The 17,778-nt window shown below is 59.7% G+C and carries 20 protein-coding genes; 9 read left to right on the top strand and 11 right to left on the bottom strand.

Annotated elements, in window-relative coordinates; genetic code table 11:
- Positions 1 to 109 precede the first annotated feature (109 nt).
- Positions 110 to 1,123: an ABC transporter substrate-binding protein gene (locus KBY08_RS17340; RefSeq protein WP_111522633.1), complete on the bottom strand. Its 1,014-nt coding sequence runs from the start codon at positions 1,121 to 1,123 to the stop codon at positions 110 to 112.
- 120 nt (positions 1,124 to 1,243) lie between these two features.
- Here KBY08_RS17340 and KBY08_RS17335 point away from each other — a divergent pair, with 120 nt between their 5' ends.
- Positions 1,244 to 1,654 carry a GNAT family N-acetyltransferase gene (locus KBY08_RS17335; protein ID WP_024638946.1) on the top strand — a complete coding sequence of 137 codons (411 nt, stop codon included), beginning with the start codon at positions 1,244 to 1,246 and terminating at the stop codon, positions 1,652 to 1,654.
- Positions 1,655 to 1,678: 24 nt separating this feature from the next.
- On the opposite strand, the gene def is transcribed toward KBY08_RS17335, so the two are convergent.
- The 3 genes from def to KBY08_RS17320 form a co-directional block, all read right to left on the bottom strand.
- On the bottom strand, positions 1,679 to 2,218 hold the full coding sequence (gene def / locus KBY08_RS17330; protein ID WP_060405795.1) for a peptide deformylase: 540 nt from the start codon (positions 2,216 to 2,218) through the stop codon (positions 1,679 to 1,681).
- A gap of 50 nt (positions 2,219 to 2,268) precedes the next feature.
- The gene (locus KBY08_RS17325) at positions 2,269 to 3,234 is read right to left on the bottom strand and encodes a YihY/virulence factor BrkB family protein (RefSeq protein WP_011268643.1); all 966 of its coding nucleotides are present in this window, start codon (positions 3,232 to 3,234) and stop codon (positions 2,269 to 2,271) included.
- Between the two features lie 223 nt (positions 3,235 to 3,457).
- Positions 3,458 to 3,649, bottom strand: a complete 192-nt coding sequence (locus KBY08_RS17320) for a CsbD family protein (protein ID WP_003402493.1) — start codon at positions 3,647 to 3,649, stop codon at positions 3,458 to 3,460.
- A gap of 212 nt (positions 3,650 to 3,861) precedes the next feature.
- Between KBY08_RS17320 and KBY08_RS17315 the strand changes: the two genes are divergently transcribed.
- A complete protein-coding gene (locus KBY08_RS17315; protein ID WP_003363371.1) occupies positions 3,862 to 4,242 on the top strand; it encodes a hypothetical protein in 381 nt (126 codons plus the stop codon).
- A gap of 77 nt (positions 4,243 to 4,319) precedes the next feature.
- Here the strand turns inward: KBY08_RS17315 and KBY08_RS17310 are convergent, their stop codons facing one another.
- The gene (locus KBY08_RS17310; RefSeq protein ID WP_011268644.1) at positions 4,320 to 4,721 is read right to left on the bottom strand and encodes a DUF2177 family protein; all 402 of its coding nucleotides are present in this window, start codon (positions 4,719 to 4,721) and stop codon (positions 4,320 to 4,322) included.
- A 144-nt stretch (positions 4,722 to 4,865) separates the two neighbouring features.
- Between KBY08_RS17310 and KBY08_RS17305 the strand changes: the two genes are divergently transcribed.
- Positions 4,866 to 5,498: a DsbA family protein gene (locus tag KBY08_RS17305; RefSeq protein ID WP_011268645.1), complete on the top strand. Its 633-nt coding sequence runs from the start codon at positions 4,866 to 4,868 to the stop codon at positions 5,496 to 5,498.
- Positions 5,499 to 5,567: 69 nt separating this feature from the next.
- On the opposite strand, the gene KBY08_RS17300 is transcribed toward KBY08_RS17305, so the two are convergent.
- Positions 5,568 to 6,404 (bottom strand): S1 RNA-binding domain-containing protein, encoded by an 837-nt coding sequence (locus KBY08_RS17300; RefSeq protein ID WP_011268646.1) that lies wholly within the window; start codon positions 6,402 to 6,404, stop codon positions 5,568 to 5,570.
- A gap of 306 nt (positions 6,405 to 6,710) precedes the next feature.
- On the opposite strand from KBY08_RS17300, the gene KBY08_RS17295 reads away from it, so the two are divergent.
- The 4 genes from KBY08_RS17295 to KBY08_RS17280 all read left to right on the top strand — a co-directional run bounded on the left by KBY08_RS17295 (position 6,711) and on the right by KBY08_RS17280 (position 9,385).
- Complete coding sequence (locus KBY08_RS17295) at positions 6,711 to 6,899, top strand: hypothetical protein (protein ID WP_002554403.1); 189 nt, start codon at positions 6,711 to 6,713, stop codon at positions 6,897 to 6,899.
- 167 nt (positions 6,900 to 7,066) lie between these two features.
- Positions 7,067 to 7,579: a hypothetical protein gene (locus tag KBY08_RS17290; protein WP_003412760.1), complete on the top strand. Its 513-nt coding sequence runs from the start codon at positions 7,067 to 7,069 to the stop codon at positions 7,577 to 7,579.
- Positions 7,580 to 7,723: 144 nt separating this feature from the next.
- The gene (locus KBY08_RS17285) at positions 7,724 to 8,452 is read left to right on the top strand and encodes a TorF family putative porin (RefSeq protein ID WP_011268648.1); all 729 of its coding nucleotides are present in this window, start codon (positions 7,724 to 7,726) and stop codon (positions 8,450 to 8,452) included.
- Positions 8,453 to 8,521: 69 nt separating this feature from the next.
- Positions 8,522 to 9,385, top strand: coding sequence for a DUF6279 family lipoprotein (locus tag KBY08_RS17280; protein ID WP_003425465.1), 864 nt, complete (start codon positions 8,522 to 8,524; stop codon positions 9,383 to 9,385).
- A 372-nt stretch (positions 9,386 to 9,757) separates the two neighbouring features.
- Here the strand turns inward: KBY08_RS17280 and KBY08_RS17275 are convergent, their stop codons facing one another.
- The 4 genes from KBY08_RS17275 to KBY08_RS17260 form a co-directional block, all read right to left on the bottom strand.
- On the bottom strand, positions 9,758 to 10,060 hold the full coding sequence (locus KBY08_RS17275; protein ID WP_003402479.1) for a hypothetical protein: 303 nt from the start codon (positions 10,058 to 10,060) through the stop codon (positions 9,758 to 9,760).
- Between the two features lie 184 nt (positions 10,061 to 10,244).
- Entirely contained in the window at positions 10,245 to 11,582 is a 1,338-nt protein-coding gene (locus KBY08_RS17270) for a DEAD/DEAH box helicase (RefSeq protein ID WP_003402477.1), read from the bottom strand.
- A 150-nt stretch (positions 11,583 to 11,732) separates the two neighbouring features.
- Positions 11,733 to 12,968, bottom strand: a complete 1,236-nt coding sequence (locus KBY08_RS17265) for an ATP-binding protein (protein ID WP_177410961.1) — start codon at positions 12,966 to 12,968, stop codon at positions 11,733 to 11,735.
- Between the two features lie 11 nt (positions 12,969 to 12,979).
- On the bottom strand, positions 12,980 to 13,669 hold the full coding sequence (locus KBY08_RS17260; protein WP_024638938.1) for a response regulator transcription factor: 690 nt from the start codon (positions 13,667 to 13,669) through the stop codon (positions 12,980 to 12,982).
- 216 nt (positions 13,670 to 13,885) lie between these two features.
- Here KBY08_RS17260 and bamA point away from each other — a divergent pair, with 216 nt between their 5' ends.
- Positions 13,886 to 16,258, top strand: coding sequence for an outer membrane protein assembly factor BamA (gene bamA / locus KBY08_RS17255; protein WP_111522630.1), 2,373 nt, complete (start codon positions 13,886 to 13,888; stop codon positions 16,256 to 16,258).
- Between the two features lie 113 nt (positions 16,259 to 16,371).
- Positions 16,372 to 16,785: a hypothetical protein gene (locus tag KBY08_RS17250; protein WP_003402465.1), complete on the top strand. Its 414-nt coding sequence runs from the start codon at positions 16,372 to 16,374 to the stop codon at positions 16,783 to 16,785.
- A 19-nt stretch (positions 16,786 to 16,804) separates the two neighbouring features.
- Here the strand turns inward: KBY08_RS17250 and KBY08_RS17245 are convergent, their stop codons facing one another.
- Positions 16,805 to 17,704, bottom strand: a complete 900-nt coding sequence (locus KBY08_RS17245) for a LysR family transcriptional regulator (protein WP_053275722.1) — start codon at positions 17,702 to 17,704, stop codon at positions 16,805 to 16,807.
- Positions 17,705 to 17,778: the final 74 nt, after the last annotated feature.

Raw genomic sequence — 17,778 nt, 5'->3', positions numbered from 1 at the left:
CCAGACCTGAACTTATCAGCTCGGCGGGGCTTTACCACTCGGCGCGTCGCATACCGTTCATTGATGCCGTTATCAGCTATGCGCCTCGCGTCATGCAGCAGAGTCATAGTTAAAGACTGCCGCTGACCCGGGTGGCAACATCGGCAGGTAACCAGGCTTTCCAGACCTCGGGATGCTGCTTGAGAAAGCGGGCAGCCACGACCTTGGCATCCTCATGCTTGTCACTCATTTCGCCCAAGGTCTTGTTCAGCAGATCAATCGGGAAATCCACGCCTTTGAAGACACTCACCAGTTCGGGGTACTGCTTGCTGAATTCTGCCGATACGCCAATCGACAGCGTCGCCGCCAGCGAAGACGTGCCGCGTGGGTTGGGGTTGCTGGCGTCAGTCAGGGTTTTCCAGGCCTCGGCATCAAAGGCGGGCTCGTCCAGTTTGATCAGCTTGTACTTGCCCAGCAGGGGCGTAGGCGACCAGTAGTAAAACAATACAGGCTTGCCACGCCGGATAGCGGAGGCGACCTCGGCGTCCAGCGCTGCGCCCGAGCCGGTACGGAAGTTGACGAAACTGTCGGCCAGGCCATAAGCCTTGAGTTTCTGCGTGTTGACGATTTCCGAGGTCCAGCCGCTCGGGCTGTTCAGGAACCGGCCTTTGTCGGGCGATTCAGGGTCTTTGAAAACGTCCTTGTAACGCGCCAGATCCGCGACAGATTTCAGGTCAGGCGCCAGCGGCTTGATGCCTTTGGCGGCGTCGCCCTTGATTACGTACTCCGGCACCCACCAGCCTTCGGTGGCGCCCTTGACGATGTTGCCCAGCCCGAGCACCTTGCCCTCCTCTTCAGCCTTGACCCACACCGGGCTGCGTCCGGTCCACTCTTCGGCGATCACCTGGATATCATTTTTCGCCAGCGCGGTTTCCAGGCTGACCGTACTGCCTGGCAGGGTATCGGTCGGGTAGCCATAGCCCTTCTCGACAATGGTACGCAGGACTTCAGTGATCAGGCTGCCGCTTTCCCAGGTCAGCGCGCCAAACTGGATAGGCTTGGTTTTTTCAGCCGCTGTCGCGGTCTGCCCGAGCAGGCCCAGCGCCAGAAGTGAACAGCCCAGTAGTCGTGTTATTGATTTCATGCTCACCTCAAATGGCGCGGAAGAAACGGGTCTGAAAGTATCGACACCAGCCTGCGCCGATTAGTTGTCACGGCTTGAGCCTCTGTATGATGCAAGGCTCCTATTTCAAGCGCAGCCGCGATGTCCGAAATCCAGTTCTACCCGCTGCCTGATGAATGTCGCCCGTTGCTGGGCAAGTTCTACCGCGAGCACCAGTCGCCAATGCGCGCTGCCAGCAAGGGCCAGGCCTGGGTTGCAAAACGGGCAGAAATCATCGGTGCGTTGTGCCTGACGCCTGTCGCAGAGGGGCATTGGCTGACCGGGCTGTTCGTCGCGCCGGCGGCTCGCGGGCAAGCAGTGGCGCAGGGCCTGATCGAAGCGGCATTGCAACCGCTGAACGGGCCGGTGTGGCTGTTCTGCCATCCGGACCTGCTGGGCTTTTATCAACGTTCAGGGTTCGCGACGGCCCGGCGTCTGCCACAGGCCCTGGGTGAACGGTTCATGCGTTACAGCCGCAGCAAGCCGCTGATCGCACTGTGCCGCGAAACCTGATGGCGTCGCAGCACAACACGACGATCACTCGTCGGCGTTGGGGTCCATGTCCGGAAACATCACGTCCATGAAGCCGAATTTGCTGAAATCGGTGATGCGCGACGGGTAAAGCCGACCGATCAGGTGGTCGCATTCATGCTGAACGACACGCGCGTGAAAACCGTGGGCAACACGCTCGATGGGCTGGCCCTGAGGATCGAAGCCTTCGTAACGAATGCTCTGATAACGGTCCACCATGCCGCGCAATCCGGGCACTGACAGACACCCTTCCCAGCCCTCTTCCAGCGTCGGGCTCAGCGGGGTAATCAGCGGGTTGATCAGGATCGTCTGCGGGACCGCCTCGGCCTCGGGATAGCGCTCGTTGCGCTCGAAACCAAAAATCACCAGTTGCAGATCGACGCCGATCTGCGGCGCCGCCAGGCCAACACCGCCGACGCTGTGCATGGTTTCGAACATGTCGGCAATCAGCGTATCGAGCTCGCTGCTGCCGAACATCTCTGCGGGTACCGGAGGGGCGATGCGCAACAAGCGCTCATCGCCCATCTTCAGGATTTTGTGGATCATGACTGCGTGTCTCTTGCCGACTTAAAAAGCGATCTTGCCACACAATACGATCAGGCTTCGTCCGCCTTCTGCAACGGCACCGAATGGTCGCGGCCCAGACCGGAGACATGCTGCTTGACTGTCTCGCTGCTCTCTTCGCCGCCGTCACCGGCTTCCTTCTCGCCTGCGTCCTTGCCTTCGGCGGACATGTGCTCGATCACCGCATTCATTTCCGCACCCAGCAACAGCACCGCCGCGGAAATATAGAAATACAGTAACAGCACGATGATCGCGCCGATGCTGCCGTACATGGCGTTGTAGTCGGCAAAGGTCTTGACGTAAAAACCGAAGGCCAGGGAAGCGACGATCCACACCACCACGGCCAGCACCGAGCCTGGGGTGATAAAGCGAAACTCCTGTTTGACGTCAGGCATCACGTAATAGATCAGCGCTACGGCGACCATCAGCAGGATAATGATCGCGGGCCAGCGCAGGATGGTCCACAGCGTGACGATGAAGTCTTCCATGCCGATCTGCGCGGCAATCCAGTTCATGACCTGCGGCCCCAGCACCATGAAGGCGGCTGCCGCCAGCAACATGCCGGCAATGCCTACGGTGTAGAGAATCGACAGCGGCAGGCGTTTCCAGATAGGACGCCCTTCGACGACGTCATACGCTGCGTTCATGGCGCTCATCATCAGGCGCACACCCGCTGACGCGGTCCATAAGGCGATGACGATACCGATCGACAGCAAGCCGCCCTTGGACTGCTGCAACTGGTCGATGACCGGGTTGACCTGCTCGAGCGCCTGCGGCGGCAAGAGAAACTCCGACTGCAGTCGCAACCAGGAAAAAAAGTCCGGCAGATGCAGAAAGCCGATCAGCGCGATCAGAAACAGCAGGAACGGGAACAGGGAAAACAACATCTGGTAAGCCAGCGCCGAGGCATAGGTGGACATCTCGTCATCAAGGAACTCGTTGACGGTTCTCACCAGCACTTTGCCGACTTTCAATTTACGCAAATGGGGGAAAATCATGGCGCTTCCTCTCGCTCCCTTACTGGAAAACCTTACATCCTGAAAACCGGCATGTCATAGATGACGTGTCGCGTTGACGAACCGATACGCGAATACCGATGGCACATTGACTGGACAGGCCATGAAAGGTTTCAGTCCCGCAGAGCAGAAAGCATAACGGCCATCCGTGGATGACCGTTATCGGTAAACCTGCCCCGGCGCCAGGGCGCCGGGAACAATCGACTCAAGCCTTGTCCACGCCCTTCTTGATCGCGTCCTTGACCTTGCCTACGGTCTGCTGGCCTTCGCCTTTCAGCTCTTGTACCTTGCCTTCAGCCTGAAGTTTGTCATTGTCGGTAGCCTTGCCAACAGCCTGCTTGACGTTACCAACTGCTTCGTTGGCCATACCTTTGGCTTTATCGCTGGTGCTGCTCATCGAAAATCTCCTGGGTCTGAAGACCGCGCTGGAATCGGACGTCGTACTCGACAGAAGATTGACCTGTGCCGGTGGCCAAGAGTTTCAACTATTTTCCAGGCCACTCGTCTGCCGAGCATTTGGGCAGGTTTGCGGCAGAGTTTGTGCGAGAATGCGCGCCACCGTTGTCCGGCAGGGCCGACACGCTGAACACACCGATTCACAGGAACGTTATGAAACTCGATAAAAAGCTGGCCATTGCACGCAGAAACCAGGATCTGGGTGGCGCAGTGCTGGGCGTCAACAACACGCATTTCGCCGTGCTGGACCACAAAAGAAACATCTGGTGGTTCGACCTGCCTGTCCCGCGCCTGCAAGTAGGCCAGTACGAGTGGCTGCACCTGCTGCTGCACACGCCTGAAACCGACCAGTTACTGCATTTGAAAGTGACCACGGTATTCATGCGCGATCACATGGAAGGCCTTGAAGTGCGCAATGCCGACAAGCGCAAACCGACCGTCAGCCTGGAGCTGAGCGCCGACAAGGACTCTTTCCTCAAGGACATGCGCCCCAAGGGCAGCAACCTGAGTTTTGCCGGCTTCCTGCAGAAGTAGCGGTAAACCCGCCACCAGATTCGCGCACTGCGCCGGGTGAGCGTTGCGAGCAGCCAACCCTCACCCGGCACACCGCTTCAGGCAAATCGACGTACCGCCAGATAGCCCGCCGTACCGGCCAGCGCCGACACCACCGTGCCCCACGCATGATCCACCAGCGCCAGCTGCGCCGGCCAGCCCTGCAAGGTGGCCCAGTTGGTCAGGTCATAGGTGCCATAGGCAATCAGCCCCAGCAGACCGCTGCACAATGTCGCATGGCTCAGTCGTTGCACTCTGAGCGCAGGCATGACGCCGAAAAACACCACCCCCGCCCCATACAGCAGATAAAACGCGATGGCAGGTCCTAATACGGGCGTATCGAGCATCAGCGGTCCGAGCCATTCACGGTAGGTCGGCCCCATCAACACGCCCAGCCACAGTCCGTCGAGGATCAGAAACGCCAGCAATGTGCCGAAGTAAGCGATCAGTATTCTTTTCATGGCGCGTCCTTGATCAAGTTTCAGGGCCGGGAAAGCCCGCTTGAGGGTATGACCGACCAAAGGTAGACATTGATCCATCCAACTTCAGGACTTTTAAAAGGTGAAGGGAGTCAGTGTTAACGAGCGTTATGGAGTTTCAAGCACATGAACACTGTGGGTCCCCTGAAAATAGATGTCTGGAGCGACTACGTCTGCCCGTTCTGCTACCTGCAACTGGCCGTCCTGGAACAGCTTCAGCAAACCTACGGTGAGCGGCTCGAATTTAACTGGCATGCCTTTGAACTGCGCCCTGACCCATTGGCACTGCTCGACCCGAGTGCTGATTATCTGCGTGAAACCTGGTCACGATCTGTACTGCCGATGGCCGACAGGCGTCAGGTGATGATGAAGATGCCCAGCGTTCAGCCGCGCAGCCGCAAGGTTCTGGAAGCCGCAGTCTTTGCCAGGAATGCAGGAGGTTTTGAAGCGTTTCACAAAGAGGCTTACCGGGCGTTCTTCGAAAAGGGGCTGGATATCAGCGAGACGCACACGCTGCTCGAGCTGGCCACCACCACCGGACTGGATCGGCAAGCGATGGAGCAGGCACTCAATGCCGGTCATTTTGAAAAGGCCGTGTTGGACGACCGGCAACTGGCACAGAAGCTTGGGTTGAGAGCGGTGCCGGTCGTGCTGCTGCGACGCAGCGACGAGGCGCTGGAAGACGCGCGGGTATTCAATGGCACCTTGCCGTTCGAGCGCCTGAGCCAGGAAATAGACGCGCTCGCCACTTGGGCCTGAGGCATCGCGAGCTGCATTGACTGCAGCTCACATCAATTGCCGCTCAGGCACCCAGGCTGCGACGTGTTGTCAGACCAGCTCGATACGGTCGGCGTGAATCACGATCTGGCCCTGCTTGTACAACGCACCAATGGCCTTTTTGAAGTTGCCCTTGCTGACGCCAAACAGGCCGCTGATGACCTGCGGATCACTTTTATCGCTGACCGGCAGCGTGCCGTTGTTCTCGCGCAGCTTGGTGAGAATCTTCGAGTTCAGGCTGCTCGCGGCCTCTGCACCGACGGGTTGCAGGCTCAGGCTGATATTGCCGTCGCTGCGAATTTCCTTGATGTAACCCTTTTCCTGCTTGCCGGCGCGCATGAACTTGAACACTTCGTTCTTGTGAATCAGGCCCCAGTGCTTGTTGTTGATGATCGCCTTGAAGCCCATGTCGGTCGCTTCAGCCACCAGCAGATCGACTTCCTGGCCCACGCTGTAGTTGGCGGGAGTCTTGTCCAGGTAGCGATCCAGACGCGCAGTCGCGGTAATGCGCCGTGTGTGTTTGTCGAGGTAGACGTGAACCACGCAGTAATCACCGGCCTGCAAGGTGCGCTTCTCTTCGGAGTACGGCAGCAACAGGTCCTTGGGCAGGCCCCAGTCAAGGAATACACCGATGCTGTTGACTTCAACCACCTTCAGGCTGGCGAACTCACCGACCTGCACCTTGGGTTTTTCAGTGGTGGCGAGCAGCTTGTCTTCGCTGTCCAGATAGATGAACACATTGAGCCAGTCCTCATCTTCCGTAGGAACGTCCTTGGGGATGTACCGATTGGGCAGCAGGATTTCACCATCCTGCGCACCGTCCAGATACAGACCGAAGTTCGTGTGCTTGACGATTTGCAAGCTGTTGTAACGCCCGATTAAAGCCATTTCCAGATACCCTCATTACGTGGGCGGCATTCTACCCGACTTTGAGTCCGGGTTCGCGTTGCGTGGCCGAAGGTGTCGATACAGCCTCCACTCGTCAGTTTCCCCGATCCCCGTCGATCGACCTTGCTGCACTGCGGCGCAGCGCCACGTCGAAATTTTGTATCTGAAAACAGGCGCTTAGCGGCTTCCGGAATAAATTCGCCAAGCCACCGAGTGCAGGTTCGGCTCGGGCGAATGCCATATTCACCAAGCAATAATCAAGCGTTTCCTGTACTCTGGCTGGCCGTATTACGTTTATGAAGGTAAATGGCAGCCATGCGTATCAAAGCATCCCACTCGAAAGCCAAACCCGCCCCAGCCGTTGAAACGAGCGACTCGATCAACGCGCAGATTGCAGCTTTCCTGAAGTCCGGCGGTGAAATCCAGCAAATTGCCAAAGGCGTGAGTGGCCAGACCTTCGCACCTTCCAAGCAGATCAATCTCGGTAAAAAGTAAAACCGCGTCCTGCCTGTCGATCTCTACGCGCCTTGACGCTCAAGGCGCTAGATTGACCATCCTTCGCTGGATATTCTTCCGGTCACGCTGCTACTCTCTCCTCTGATATCACTATGACCACGAGCTGGATCACGCTCTGGACGTTATCTTCTTTGTGGAATGCTCGAATGAAGAACTGGATGCTTTTCGGTGCACTTGTCTACCTTGGCGGCTGCGCGTCGCACCACTGCGAAAACGGCCCCAACGACAGTCAGCTCACCGACAGCCCTTGCCGGGCGGAGCATCTGCTCTATCAGAACGACATGCTGCAGGCCAAACTGCTGATCAGCGAAGACAACCGCGAAAACTATGAGCTGGCCGAAGCCATGCTGCGCCGTGCCGCACTTGACGACGCGTCGGGCGAAGCCGAGTTCTATCAGGCTGTATTGCTGATTCGCCAGCAGGCCGACCAAAAGCAGATCATCGATTTGCTGCAAACCGCCGCGAAACACAAGCATCCACTGGCCATCGCCCTGCTCTCCCAGCAACTGAGTGTCAGCGATCCAAAGCTTGCCGAACGTTATCAGTCTGAATACGCCCAACTGGACGTCGCCAAGAGTGGCTACCCGTCGTTTGAGCAGGCGCTGGTGGTGATTCGAGGGCTGATCATCCCGTCTGCGCGCACCACTGCGGCCAACTGACACACGACGGATCGACGAACGGTCCGCCCCGAGCTCATTTCAACGGTATGCTTGCGAGGCTCTAGCTCGCGGCTTGTGTCGGCTCCTGAGCCATTTTCGATACGCCATCCCTGACCACACTCCTCGCAGATCAAGGAGTGAGCCATGCTCAGCCATCGCTTACACGTGCTGTCTTTCAGCGCCATGCTTGTTTGTCAGTCCGTCTCTGCCCAGGTTCTGGAGCGGGATCTGGGCGACTTCGACCTGAAACTCGCCACCACGCCTACGCGCAGCATGGCCCAGGGTCTGGTGACGCCCACCGGCGGTTCCGGGTCCTTTCATGGCGGCATGGACCTGACCCACGAAAGCGGTTTCTACTTCGGGCAGTGGGCGCCCAACATGGGCCTGGCCTCCGATACCGGGATGGAGCTCGACTCCTACATGGGCTTCAAGAAGCCCTTCGATAACACCCTTGGCTACGAGCTGGGGATGATTCGTTACAGTTACCCCGACACCAGCCAGATCGACAGCCACGAGTTCTATGCCGGCCTGCGCATGCGCGACAGCCGGATCGGCGCGGCCTTCAGCAACGATGTCGGCACCCGCGACAGCACGGTATTCGTCGATCTGGGCGCCATCGAGCAACTCGGCGTCGGCGTGCGCATGCAGTACGCCAATCACCAGTTCGATACCCCGCAGTCCGCCGCCGACGGCGGGTTGATCAACGGCTTCAACGACTGGTCGCTGAACCTGTCACGCCCCTGGCTGGGCATCGACATGAACCTCATCTATAGCGGCTCAAGCCTGAGCGGCGGCGATTGCAGCGTCTACAGCGGCCACAACGCACGCTGTGACGGGACGTTCACCCTTAAAGCGGTGCGTTCATTCTTTTAAAGGCCCAAACCGGTTGAACTGCCAGACGCTACACTCCTCTACTGCACGTCAGTACGCCAAGGAGATGTCATGCAGTCTTTATTCAAAGCATTCGTCACACTGTTGATGACCGTTGCACTGCTCGCAGGATGCAATCAGGTAGGACTGGCGTACCGCAACCTCGACGTGATCATTCCGTGGACGCTCAGCGACTACCTGGACATGAATTCGGAACAGAAAGGCTGGCTGGACGTGCGCCTCAAGCAACACTTGAGCTGGCACTGCAGCACCCAGCTGCCGGAGTACCTGACCTGGCTGGACAAGCTCGAGGACATGGTCAAGACCGATCAGGTGACCTACGAAGGGCTGCAGGCTCGTACCAGCGAAGCCAAAGAAGCAATCGCCAAGATCTCGAAGGAAATCACGCCCTCTGCGGTAGAGTTGCTGTCGCGCTTTGACGACAAGCAGGTGCAGGAGATGCAGGAGTCGTTCGCCAAGGATCAGCGCAAGCGCGAGAACAAATACCTCGACCAGCCACTGGAACGTCAGATCGCAGAGCGCGCCGACCGTATGCAGAAACGTGTGACGCCGTGGGTCGGCAAGCTCAATCAGGCGCAGAAAGACCGCATTCAGGCCTGGTCTGCATCGCTCGGCGAACAGAACAAGGCGTGGATCGAGAACCGTACGCGGTGGCAGAACCTGTTTCTGGCCACGGTCCAGCAGCGTCAGGCCAGCGACTTCCCGCAACGCATCGCCGCGTTGCTGCAGGACCGCGAGACGTTCTGGACCCCTGAATACCGCAAGGCCTACGACCAGACCGAGAAGGCCGCGATATCGCTGATCGTCGACATCACCGCCCTGAGCACCCCGGAACAACGCGCCAAACTGCTGAGCCGCATCGCCGACATGCGCAAGGACTTCACCGACCTGGACTGCCTGAAGTCGCAGAAGTAGTTCGATAGCCCTCTCACCACAACTATCGTGCCCTGCTCCGCCTGGGCATGCCGTTCAGGATGCTCTGCTTCCTGCCTTGCGTACGCGGGCGCGGCGCAGAGTCGTGACGCGGAGCGTCACCCAAGGCATTCCCACGCTGGAGCGTGAGGAACGATCGGTATCTACCGTGCCCAAGCCTTTCCGCTATCGTACCCATGCTCTGCGTGGGTATGCCGATCCGGACGCTCTGCGTCCTGCCTTGAGTGCGCGGCGCGGCGCAGAGTCGTGACGCGGAGCGTCACCCAAGGCATTCCCACGCTGGAGCGTGAGGAACGATGGTCATCTCAGCACAACTATGACTATCGTGCCCGCGCTCCGCATGGGTATGCCGTTCTATGCGATCTGGGGCTTTTTGGCGATGATGTCGAAGAGCGCGGGGTCAAGCGGGTCGCCGGCCTGCTCATTGAGGACCTGACGTGGGTGATCATCCCCCGGAATGCTGCTATCGATCAAAGCCAGCAGGCTCGCGCCGCGCTTTGTCAGCATGTAGGTCGAGCCATCTCCGCCTTCCTCGCGAGGACGCGGTTCGATGTAGCTGCGATTGAGCAGCGTCTCGAATTCCGTGGATGTCGATGGGCTGCGGTTGTTCTGCACATCGTGCAGCAAACGCTCGATAAGGTCCCATTTGTAAGTCATGTCTATACACCTCCGTCCAGCATGGAATGATCACCCATGACCTCCAGCCACGGGCATGCGACTCAAAGGGTGTGACCTGCGAGGTGAATGACGGTTCAGAGAAGCTGGCGGACGGTGTAACGAGGCGTTATCAGTACTGTAAAGAGATTGATCGCTCCCGAATGCTCGGGAGCGATCACGGCAATCACTCGGCAGCCGGGGCCGGGGTGCTGCGTTTTTTCAGCGGGGCCATGCCGTCCTGGCTGACCAGGTCAGACTTGGGACGGTTGACCGTCTTGCGTTTGGTCGGCCCTTTGGCCGCGACCTTCTTCTTGTCGCCCTTGGCGTCGGTCTTTTTCTTCTTGACGCCGACTGCCTTGCCGGAGGCCTTGACCTTCTTCGGCCCGCCGTAGGTGCCTTTGACTTCCTTGATGACGCGACGCTCGAAGCTCTGCTTGAGATAGCGCTCCACGCTCGACATCAGGTTCCAGTCGCCATGACAGATCAGCGAGATCGCCAGACCGTCGCTGCCCGCGCGGCCGGTACGCCCGACGCGGTGGACGTAGTCGTCGCCGCTGCGTGGCATGTCGAAGTTGATCACCATGTCCAGACCTTCAACATCAAGGCCGCGAGCCGCCACATCGGTGGCGACCATGATTTTCGCGCCGCCCTGCTTGAGACGGTCGATGGCCGCCTTGCGGTCCTTCTGGTCCTTGTCGCCGTGCAGCACGAACGCCTTGTATTCCAGCGCTACCAGGCGGCCATACAGACGGTCAGCCATGGCCTTGGTGTTGGTGAAGATAATGGCTTTCTGGTAGGTCTCGTTAGCCAGCAGCCAATTGAGAACCTGCTCTTTGTGCACGTTGTGGTCGGCGGTGATGATCTGGTGGCGTGTGCCGGAAGCCAGCTCGCTGACGCTGTTCACTTGCAGGTGCTGCGGATCCTTGAGCACCTTGCCGATCATTTCCCGCAGGCCAGCGCCGCCGGTGGTCGCCGAGAACAGCATGGTCTGCTCGCGACCGGCACATTCGCCGGCCAGACGCTCGACGTCTTCGGAGAAGCCCATGTCCAGCATGCGGTCGGCTTCGTCCAGTACCAGCACTTCAACGTGCTTAAGGTCCAGATTGCCTGCGTTCAACTGCTCCAGCAGACGACCCGGCGTGCCGATCAGAATGTCCGGCACCTTTCGCAGCATCGCGGCCTGAACCTTGAAGTCCTCGCCACCGGTGATCAAACCGGCCTTGACGAAGGTGAACTGCGAGAAGCGCTCGACTTCCTTGAGCGTCTGCTGAGCCAGCTCACGGGTCGGCAGCAGGATCACCGCGCGAATGTCGACACGGACCTTGGCCGGGCCGATCAGACGGTTGAGGATCGGCAGCACAAATGCGGCGGTCTTGCCGCTACCGGTTTGCGCAGTCACCCGCAGGTCGCGCCCTTGCAGTGCGAGCGGAATGGCGGCCGCCTGCACGGGCGTAGGCTCGACAAATTTAAGCTCGGCCACAGCTTTGAGCAGGCGTTCGTGCAGGGCGAATTCGGAAAACACGGGTGCTACCTCGACGAAAAACAAAAATACAGCTGCATAGCGTAACGGTTTCGAGCGCCGGGGCCGAGTTTCTTTACCACCAAAGGCCGATTTTGTTTACCAACGGGCGGATAACGGCCATTCGAAACGCTGCAAAACCATTGAGCGCCGTCACGACACCGGCAGCAGCACATCGACCACCAGACCGCCGCCCGGCCGATTGCGTGCGGCGATCTGCCCGCCGTGCATTTCGATAGCCCGCAGGGCAATGGCCAGGCCCAGACCAAAGCCCTGCGCGGCATTCTCCGGACCGCGCTCGAAGGGCTGGAAAATCCGTTGCAGGCACGCCTCGTCCACACCCGGCCCCTGATCGATGACATTGACCATCAGGCACAGCGGCTGGGCCTGAACGTTGGCGACCACCACCACATCACTGCCGACCGCCGTGTGGCGAACGGCATTGCGGATCACGTTTTCGAAGGCCCGGTAGAGCAGTTCGCTGTCGACCTGCGCGACGAAAGACCCGGGAGCCTGCAGCCTGACCCGACACTGCTTCAGTCCGGCCTCGAATTCGGCATCTTCGACGATGGCCGCCAGCAGGCTGATGACATCGACCTTTTCCCGCGTCAGGCTTTCGACATCGCTCTGCATGCGCGCCAGGGTCAGCAATTCTTCGATCAGTGAGTCCATGCGCTCCGATTCGCGCTCGATGCGTTCGAGCATGTCCAGTTGGCTCGGCTCCTGGCGCAACAGGCCGATGGCGGCGCTCATGCGCGTCAGCGGCGAACGCAGTTCATGGGAAATGTCATGCAACAGTTGTTGCTGAGAGTCGGCCATGACCTTGAGCTGATTGGCCATGCGGTCGCAATCCTCGGCAAGGTCGACGATTTCATCGCGCCGCCGGCCCATGTCGGGTTTTACCCGTGTGTCGAAACGGCCTCTGGCGACCTTGCCCATCGCCTCTCGCAATTTCATCAGCGGCGCCACCAGATAGCTGCTGAGAAACCAGCTGAACAGCGCACTCATGACCGTGCCGGTGATCAGCGGATTGAGGTGAGAGGGTTGATCGTCATGGTTGGGGCGCTGGGTAGAGCGGATGTGCACGAGTGCACCTTCGCGTGTGTGCACAGCCAGTTCGAAGCGAGGATTCTCCAGCGCCTCGCCCGCCAGCAGCAGACCCTGGTTGTCGTATAGCCCGACCCTGCCTTGCCCATCCGGCTGCCAGGCATCGAGCAACGCCCGCCCTGCGGCAATGCCCGAGCGCTGCAAAATGCGCACTTCGTTATCGAGCACCGTGCTGAACGAAGGATCGCCCCGCCCTGACTGGGTGAACATGAACAGGCCGGCACCGACCATGAAGGTCAGGCTGGTCGCCAGCCAGAATGCCAGGAACAGCTTCCAGAACAACCGGTTCGGCCTCATGGCGTGATCAACATGTAGCCCAGATTGCGCACGCTCTGTATCCAGCTCTGGTTATCGTTGCGCGGACCGAGCTTGTGGCGAATGCTGCTGATGTGCACATCGATACTGCGATCGTAGCGAGCCAGCGGCCGTCCCAGCGCGTTCATCGACAGGTTCTGCTTGCTGACCAGTTGCCCGGCATGCCGCGCCAGCTCTTCGAGCAGGCAGAACTCGTTGCCGGTCAGTTCAAGCGTCGCGCCCTGCCAGCGCGCTTCACGCTTGCCTGGCCAGAGCATCAGCTCTCCGGCCTGAATCACATCCCGGACCGCATCGACTACCGACACCGCACGCACCCGGCGCATGATCGCCCGCAGACGCGCTACCAGTTCACCCGGCGAGCTGGGCTTGGGCACGTAATCGTCGGCGCCCAGTTCCAGCCCGGAAATACGGTCGATATTGTCGCCGCGGGCGGTCAGCAGAATAACCGGCACCTGGCTTTGCGCACGGATCCGCCGCAGCACTTCGATCCCGGAGATGCGCGGCATCATGATGTCCAGCACGACGATGTCGTGACGCCCGGACAAGGCTTCAATCTCGCCCTCTTCAGCGCTGTTGGTGCAGGTCACGTCGAAGCTTTCACGGGTCAGGTACTGGCTGAGCATTTCCGTCAGTTCCCGGTCATCGTCGACAAGCAATACGGAAGTCATGGCAGGCCCTTGATTGGTGGTTGCCGATTATCCCGACGCTGCTGCGGCGTGTCAGCCGGGCTCGATGATCTTTACCTAACCTTACACGGCGTTAACCGTCCCCAACATGCCCTCGCCCTATGCTGCGCAGCCAACAGCGCCCGCCGGACCGGCCCTTTCTGGCGTGTCATCGGCAGCGCTCAAATGCCTTTGTCGCAGCTTTCTGGAAAGGGTTTGATGATTTCTTCGCGTCTGCTTCTATCGTTCTGCCTGTTATTCAGCGTCCCGCTGGCACACGCCGACACTTTTTCCATCTCGGACATCCGCGTCAACGGCCTGCAACGCGTATCAGCCGGCAGCGTATTCGCTGCGCTGCCGCTCAATGTCGGCGATCAGGCCGATGAGCAGCGCCTGGCCGACGCGTCGCGCTCACTGTTCAAGACCGGTTTCTTTCAGGACATCAACGTTGCACGCGATGGCAATGTGCTGGTGATCAATGTAGTCGAACGTCCCTCTATCGCCAGTATCGAGATTGTCGGCAACAAGGTCATCAGCACCGAAGACCTGGTGAAGGGGCTCAAGCAGTCGGGGCTCAGTGAAGGCGAGATATTCCAGCGCGCCACGCTGGAGGGCGTGCGCAATGAACTGCAACGCCAATACGTCTCCCAAGGCCGCTACAGTGCCTCGGTCGATACCCAGGCGCTGCCTGCGCCACGTAACCGCATCGCCCTGAAAATCACCATCGACGAAGGCACGGTGGCGTCGATCCAGCACATCAATGTGGTCGGCAACACCGTGTTCTCCGATGAACAACTGGCTGATCAGTTTCAGCTCAAGACCAGTAACTGGCTGTCGTTTTTCAAGAACGATGACAAGTACGCCCGCGAAAAACTCTCCGGCGACCTGGAGCGACTGCGTTCCTGGTACCTGGACCGTGGCTACATCAACATGGATATCAATTCGACGCAGGTGTCGCTGACGCCTGACAAGAAAGGCGTGTTCATTACCGTCAATATCACCGAAGGCGACCGCTATACCGTGGGCAGCGTCAAGCTGGGCGGCGACCTGAAAGTGCCGAAGGACCAGCTCGAACAACTGATTCTGGTCAAACCGGGCCAGGTGTTTTCACGCAAGGTCATGACTGACAGCAGCAACCTGATCACCCGCCGTCTAGGCAACGATGGCTACACATTCGCCAACGTCAACGGCTTGCCGAAAGCCAACGATGCCGATCACACCGTTGATATCAGTTTCGTGGTCGACCCCGGCAAGCGTGCCTACGCCAACCGCATCAACTTTCGCGGCAACACCAAGACCGCCGACGAAGTGCTGCGCCGTGAAATGCGCCAGATGGAAGGCGGCTGGGCCTCGACCTACCTGATCGACCAGTCGAAGGTGCGCCTGGAGCGTCTCGGTTTCTTCAAGGAAGTGAACGTCGAAACGCTAGCGGTCCCCGGCACCGACGATCAGGTGGACATCAACTACGCCGTCGAAGAACAGGCCTCGGGCAACATCACCGCCAGCGTCGGCTTTTCGCAAAGCGCCGGGCTGATACTCGGCGGCTCCATCTCGCAGAACAACATTCTCGGCACCGGCAACTTCGCCAGCCTCGGCATGACCCGCTCCGAGTACCAGACCAAGTACAACTTCGCGTTCACCAACCCGTACTTCACGCCTGACGGGGTGAGCCTGGGCTACAACGTTTTCTACAACGCGACCGACTACAGCAAGTACTACGATGACGACGACGAGGTCTCCTACTACTCGCTCAACAGCGTGGGCGCCGGGGTCAACCTCGGCTATCCGATCAGCGAAACATCGCGCCTGACCTACGGGCTGTCGATCCAGCGTGACACCCTTGACCCCGGCAGCTACAGCGCTGACGAGATCTACGACTTCATCGAGCGCGAGGGTGATGCGTTCACCAACCTCAAGGCCAGCGTCGGCTGGTCGGAATCGACCCTCAACAAGGGCGTGCTGGCCACCCGCGGTCACTCGCAAAGCCTGACCCTGACCAGCACCGTGCCGGGCAGTGACCTGCAGTTCTACAAACTCGACTACAACGGCCAGACCTTCCTGCCGCTCAGCGACACCACCTCGCTGCGCCTGCATACCAAACTGGGCTACGGCAACGGCTACGGCGATACCGACGGCCTGCCCTTCTACGAAAACTATACGGCGGGCGGCCAGGCCACGGTGCGCGGCTTCAAGGACGGCACGCTGGGGCCACGCAATACCCCGGCCACCGGCGCCTACGCCAGTCAGGGGCAGATCTACTATTCGGACCGCGACACCGAAGCCCTGGGCGGCAACATCCTGATCACCGGCGGCATGGAATACCTGTTCCCGATGCCCTTCGTCAAAGACCAGAAATCCCTGCGCACCTCGCTGTTCTGGGACTTCGGCACGGTTTACGCCGACAAGTGCTACCTGACCACCACGCAGAACTGCGGCAACATCAATATCGACCAGATGGCCAGCTCGGTCGGCGTCGGCGTGACCTGGTACTCGCCGCTCGGCCCCCTGAGCTTCGACCTTGCCGTGCCAATCAAAAAACCTGAAGACGCCGAGACCCAAGTGTTTCAGTTCTCGCTCGGCCAGACCTTCTGACCTTTTTAACCGTGAATCAGACGGTCTTTACCCAGCATTACCTGGCCCGGACCGCGCTTTACGTCCCGTCGTTGAATACTGCCTGCACTACTCATCAGGTCAGGAGTTGTTACATGAGCCGCGAAGTCAGACAGATCACCCCCGATGTGCAGGAAATCATCCAGCACGCCTTGCGCTCGCTGCTGGGCAAAGGCTTCGTCATCGCGCTGTTCGGCAGCGAAGATGCAACCGGGGCCATGCACTACCACCTGCGCATCGACCACGACGCCACGGGGCTGGGCATCGAGCATCACGACCACGTCGAAGACGGCTTCATCGACGACATCTTCATGCTCGCCACCCGCATGAAAGCCATGCTCAAGCAACGCGAAACCCTGTCTCGCATGCACGGCGGCAGCCAGGCGACGGGTCAGGTGCGGCTGCTGACCTGGATCACCGAGGACAACAGCCAGACAGTCGTGCAAACCGCCGAGGCTGCGGGGCGCGAGTGTCTGAGTGCGTTGCGCGAGCGCAGGCTGCGGGCTTGAGTCACGGGCGCCGCACGGCTTAATCGATGGCCGCGACCATCAGTTCTCGCAGCCACCTGTGAGCCGGATCGCGGTGCAAACGCTCTGGCCACAGCATGAGCATTTCAAACCCGGGAATCGAAAGCGGCGGTTCCTGAACCACGAGCGTCGGCTGATTGCGCACCAGCCGTTCGGGCACCACAGCAACCAGGTCGCTGCTGGTCAGTGCAGACACCAGCGAGCCGAAATGCGGTGCCGATAACACCACCCGCCGGCTTAACCCCAGCGCCGCCAGGGCCTGATCGGTGCTGCCGGCAAAGCCGCCGCCGTTGGGAGACATGACCGCATGCTCCAGCTCACAGAAACGTGTCAGCGACACCGGTTGCACAAGGTCCGGATGATCATGGCGGGCAGCAAGCACATAACGCTCATGGATCAACGACCGCTGGCGCAGCTTGGGCGGCGCCTCGTCGCGGGTGTGCAACGCCAGATCCAGTCGACCGCTTTCAAGATCCGCGGCCAGGCTGACCGGGTGCTTGTTCAGCATGGCCAGGCGCGTGCCCGGAGCACTGTTGCGCAACCTGCCGAGCGACGGCCATATCAACGCGATGGTCGCGTAATCGCTGGCTGCCACGCGCCAGGTGTGATCGGCCGTTGCCGGATCAAAATCCCGGCCGGGGAGTAACGCAGACTCCAGCGCTGCAAGCGCCTGCCTGAGTGGTTCGCGCAGTTCTTCAGCCCGCGCAGTCGGGGTCATGCCCCGCGGTCCCGGCAGCAACAATGGATCCTCCAGCACCTGCCTCAGCCTGCCCAATTGCAGGCTGACCGTGGGCTGGGTCAGGTTCAGCCGATGCGCCGCGCGGGTCACGTTCTGCTCCGAGAGCAATGCATCCAGCGTGACCAGCAGATTGAGGTCGATACGTCGCAAGGTATTGTTCATGCAAATACCCAGTGTTTGGGAGATTGATTTCCAGCATACCCGATCGAGTCTGTAGCGTTGCCTCAATTACCGAC

Source organism: Pseudomonas sp. P135, assembly GCF_020312125.1.
In the GTDB taxonomy this organism is placed as follows: domain Bacteria; phylum Pseudomonadota; class Gammaproteobacteria; order Pseudomonadales; family Pseudomonadaceae; genus Aquipseudomonas; species Aquipseudomonas fragariae.
The sequence above is the reverse complement of the archived record's forward strand: the minus strand, read 5'-3'. Positions and strand labels throughout refer to the sequence as shown.